Here is a 3,811-nt window from a genome sequence, read left to right on the forward strand (position 1 = left end):
CCTCCAATATGCTTCTTGTCTCGACAACTCGAATCATACCGGGGCGGGCCGTGCCCTCCTTTCTTGCCTGGACGCTATTCCGCTGTCAAAGTGCGCAAGAAATTGTACGTTACCGAGCCGCAGGCGCAGGGCGACGAGGCGGCGGCGCAGCAGATGCAGGTGACGAGCGGCACCGGCAGCGGCGAGGGCGACAAGGCGCGCGCAGACTACGAGGCGGCGCTCAAGCAACGCGACGAGAGGATCGCGGCGCTCGAGGGCGAGATCGCGGAGGCGGCAAAGACCGCCGAGTCCGCCGAGAAGCTGCGCGCCGAGATGGACGAGCTGCGCCGCCAGGGCGAGGAGCAGCGCGTGGGCTTCGAGCTCCAGATGGCGGGAGCCAGAAACGTGAAGGCCGCGAGGGCTCTTCTCGCCGACTACGAGGATGACGTGGAGAAACTGAGGACGGCGGAGCCGTGGCTGTTCGGCGCTGGTGCCGTCGCTCCCTCGCCAGCGGGCGCGACGGGACTGCCGAACGCGGGCGCGGCCACGGACGTGGGCGCGCAGCTCAAGCGCTGGCGAAAGATCGCCGGCATCGACGACAAGGAGGAATAGCGGATGCCCAACTCGATCGCATACACCAAGAACTACACGAGTATCTTGGACGAGGTCTATAAGAGGACCGCGTGCTCGACGTGCCTGAACAGCCCGCGTCGCATGGCGCGCGCCGGGCGCAACGCCAAGGAGATCATGGTCCCGAAGATCGAGGTCTCCGGGCTCGGCGACTACACGCGCAACGTGGGCTACAAGACCGGGTCGATCACCTACGAGTTCGAGACGAAGACGTTCAACTACGACCGCGGCATCAGGCTCCTGGCCGACGTGATGGACGTCGAGGAGGCGGGCGTCCTCGACTGCTTCGTGGCGGCGGGCTCCGAGCTCCAGCGCACGCAGGTGGCGCCGGAGGCGGACGCGTTCACGTTCTCCGAGATCGCGGGGCACGAGGGCGTGAATCCCGTGGAGGAGGACTTCGCCGACGCCGAGGCCGAGGACGTGCTGGCGTCGCTCCGCGCGGCCACGAACGAGATGGACGAGGCGGAGGTGACGACCGGGAGCCGCATCCTCTTCATCACGCCGACGCTCAAGGGCGTACTGGACGACTTCAGCCTGGCGAACCCCGCGCGCAGCAACCGCGTGCTCGAGCGCTTCAGCCGCATCGTGGAGGTGCCGCAGACGCGCTTCTACAGCGCGATCGCGCTCAACTCCGGCGACGAGGACCAGTTCGGGTACTCGCGCGCCGAGGGGACCTACCAGCTCACGGAAGACACCTCCGTGGTCTCGGGCAAGACCTACTACACGAAGAGCGGCGAGCAGTACACGCCCGTCTCGAGCCCGGCCTCGGGCAGCCTCTCGAGCTACTACGAGCTCGTGGGCGCGGGCGCGCCGATCAACTTCATGGTCGTGGAGCGCTCCGCCGTCATCAAGTTCGACAAGCACGTGGCCTCGAGGGTCTTCTCGCCCGACGAGCTGGAGAACCTGGACAGCTACATGATGAAGTACCGCAAGTACGGCATCGTGGAGCTGCTGGACAACAAGCTGGACGGCGTGCACGTCTCCTGCGCGCCGCTGGCCTAGTGGACGGGGTGACGGGCGCGGCGGGCTGCGGCCCCGCGCCCGTCTCCTACGACTTCTACCTCGACGGATACGGCGGGGCGCTCGCCGCCGAAGCGTTCGCGGAGGCGCTGCCGGCGGCGGTGCGGTGCGTGGGCGCGCTCACGGGCGCGCGCGACGTCCGCGAGGAGTGGGACGAGGACGAGGTTTGTGCCTGGCGGCGCGCGGTGTGCGCTGCCGCCGACGCCTTCGCCGAGTACGGCGAGGGGCGCGTGGGCGGCTTCTCCATCGGGTCCTTCTCGGTGACCAACTACCGCGACGAGGGGACGACCGGCTCGGTGGTGGCGCGGGAGGCCGCGCTCGCGGAGCTCGCGGGGACGGGCCTCTGCTTCTCGGGGGTGCGCCGATGAGGTACCTGAGGCCGATACCCAGGAGGCTGCTGCCCGACGACATGCTGGTGTTCCTGCCCGCGGAGGGCGGCGGGCGCGGCGAGAGCCGCCTCGTGCGCCACGTGAGGTTCGAGCGCGCGGAGGGGGTCGTCTCCGACGCGCACCGCTCGGCCGACGCGGGGCACGGGACCGTGTTCGTGGACGCGGTGAACAGCGAGGGCGCCCTCGAGGTGCCGGCCGGGGCGCGCGTGCTGATCGGCGCGGGGCCGTCGATGCTCGTTCGCTCTTGTCGCCGGTGCTGCGTGGTGCGCGGCCAGGTGCACCACTGGGAGCTGGAGGTGGGCTGATGGCATGTTCCGAGCCCCTCGGCGCGTACGTGCCGACCGACTGGGACGCCGAGGGCGGCGGGGTCGCCGACGTCGTGGCGACGCTCCTGCGGGCGCTGGGCTACGCGAACGTGTACTGCTCGCCGCCCCCCGCGCGGGTGTGCTGCGAGCCGATCGTGCTGACGCAGGGCGCGCTCGAGCGCGAGGCGCGGCTCGCGGACGGCACGGAGCGCGGGCGGGTGCCCGTGGACGTGCTGGTGTGCTGCGAGGCGGCGCGCGACGCCGAGGCGACCTGCCGCGCGGTGGAGCGCGACCTGCGCCGGGACTCCTGGACGGGCTCCGGCGAGGGCTGGCGGTGCAGGGTGGCGGCCGTGGACTCCGGGGGCTCGGCGCCGAGGGGCCGCGACGGCTCCGGGCGCTGGCTCTGGGGGTTCACGCTGATTCTGACGGTGGTGATCGACTTTGGCGGACAGGGTTAGGGCCGGGCGCGGCGTGGACGACCGCGACGTGGTGCGCAAGAGCAACCCCCTCCAGAGGGCGGCGCAGGGCGCGCGCGAGCAGCGGGCGGGCTCGGCGGAGACCGACCGCATGGGGCGCGAGCAGCAGCGGCGCGCGACGGCCTACGGGCGGGCGCGGGGGCGGCTGTGAGCTCTCTCACCTACAACGGGCACGACTTCTCCGGGTATGTGACGGCCGAGCTGGTTGAGCCGGCGGGACACGCGCTCTCGCCACGGGTGCTCGCGGTGCCGGGGCGGCCGGGCGCGGTCCTTCTGGGCTGCGAGCTGCCGCCGAGGGCGCTGCGCGTGCGCCTCTTCCTGGACGCCGGGGTCTCTCTCGGCGCGGACGAGCGCTCGGAGATCCGGCACGAGCTGTACGGGTGGCTCTGCGCTCCCGACGGCGCGGAGCTGGAGCTGCCCGGCGAGCCGGGGCTGACGTGGCGCGACGCGGTGGTGACGGACGCCTCCGGCTGGGACTCGCTCTTCGAGGATGGCTCCTGCGAGGTCGAGTTCACGTGCCTCGACCCGGTTGCCTACGGCGACGAGGTGACGAGCGCGGGGACGGCGCTCACCGTGGACGGCACGTGGGCGACGTGGCCGGTGGTTACGCTGACGGCGCTGGCGGGCGACTCCGTGAAGGTTGCCGACGAGCTGGGACGCTATGTGCTGGTGGAGCGCGACTTCTCCGCCGGAGACGTGGTGGTGATGGACTTCGCCGCCGAGGCCGTGGCGGTGGAGGGCGCCGACGCCTCGGCCGACGTGGCCGTGGAGAGCACGTTCTTCTCGCTTGACCCCGGCGCGCACACGCTGACCTTCTCCGGGTGCTCCGCCCACACGGTGAGCTGGACGGAGAGGTGGCTCTGATGGTGCCGACGCTGTACCTCTTCGACCGCTTCGATGAGTATTTGCCCCTTTTGATACCGCCCGTTATTGCGAATTGATACCGGCGGCATCGCGAGACGATACCGCCGGCGTTTCCCATCGGTACCGGTCGGCGCGTCCTACTCCGATC

General features: G+C 70.9%; 7 protein-coding genes. All 7 read left to right on the forward strand.

Annotation, left to right across the window (positions count from 1 at the left end; all coding sequences use genetic code 11):
• Positions 1-90: 90 nt before the first annotated feature.
• From H6A15_RS09985 to H6A15_RS10015, 7 genes are read left to right on the forward strand one after another with little or no spacing between them, the layout of a single operon-like run.
• Positions 91-591 (forward strand): hypothetical protein, encoded by a 501-nt coding sequence (locus tag H6A15_RS09985; protein ID WP_204673607.1) that lies wholly within the window; start codon positions 91-93, stop codon positions 589-591.
• Between the two features lie 3 nt (positions 592-594).
• Positions 595-1,611: a hypothetical protein gene (locus H6A15_RS09990; RefSeq protein WP_204673608.1), complete on the forward strand. Its 1,017-nt coding sequence runs from the start codon at positions 595-597 to the stop codon at positions 1,609-1,611.
• Entirely contained in the window at positions 1,611-1,997 is a 387-nt protein-coding gene (locus H6A15_RS09995) for a hypothetical protein (RefSeq protein ID WP_239462508.1), read from the forward strand. Before H6A15_RS09990 ends, H6A15_RS09995 begins: the two co-directional genes overlap by 1 nt.
• Entirely contained in the window at positions 1,994-2,323 is a 330-nt protein-coding gene (locus tag H6A15_RS10000; RefSeq protein ID WP_204673609.1) for a putative minor capsid protein, read from the forward strand. Before H6A15_RS09995 ends, H6A15_RS10000 begins: the two co-directional genes overlap by 4 nt.
• Positions 2,323-2,781, forward strand: a complete 459-nt coding sequence (locus H6A15_RS10005) for a hypothetical protein (protein WP_204673610.1) — start codon at positions 2,323-2,325, stop codon at positions 2,779-2,781. The genes H6A15_RS10000 and H6A15_RS10005 overlap by 1 nt, the downstream gene beginning before the upstream one ends.
• The gene (locus tag H6A15_RS10010; protein WP_143786174.1) at positions 2,765-2,950 is read left to right on the forward strand and encodes a hypothetical protein; all 186 of its coding nucleotides are present in this window, start codon (positions 2,765-2,767) and stop codon (positions 2,948-2,950) included. The genes H6A15_RS10005 and H6A15_RS10010 overlap by 17 nt, the downstream gene beginning before the upstream one ends.
• Entirely contained in the window at positions 2,947-3,663 is a 717-nt protein-coding gene (locus H6A15_RS10015) for a phage distal tail protein (protein WP_342635841.1), read from the forward strand. Before H6A15_RS10010 ends, H6A15_RS10015 begins: the two co-directional genes overlap by 4 nt.
• Positions 3,664-3,811 lie beyond the last annotated feature (148 nt).

The organism is Enorma phocaeensis (assembly GCF_016901575.1).
Classification (GTDB): Bacteria; Actinomycetota; Coriobacteriia; order Coriobacteriales; family Coriobacteriaceae; genus Limicola; species Limicola phocaeensis_A.

Coding starts and splice junctions, on each gene's coding strand:
- H6A15_RS09990 (WP_204673608.1), top strand. CDS start 595: ATGCCCAACTCGATCGCATACACCAAGAACTACACGAGTATCTTGGAC.
- H6A15_RS10000 (WP_204673609.1), top strand. CDS start 1,994: ATGAGGTACCTGAGGCCGATACCCAGGAGGCTGCTGCCCGACGACATG.
- H6A15_RS10005 (WP_204673610.1), top strand. CDS start 2,323: ATGGCATGTTCCGAGCCCCTCGGCGCGTACGTGCCGACCGACTGGGAC.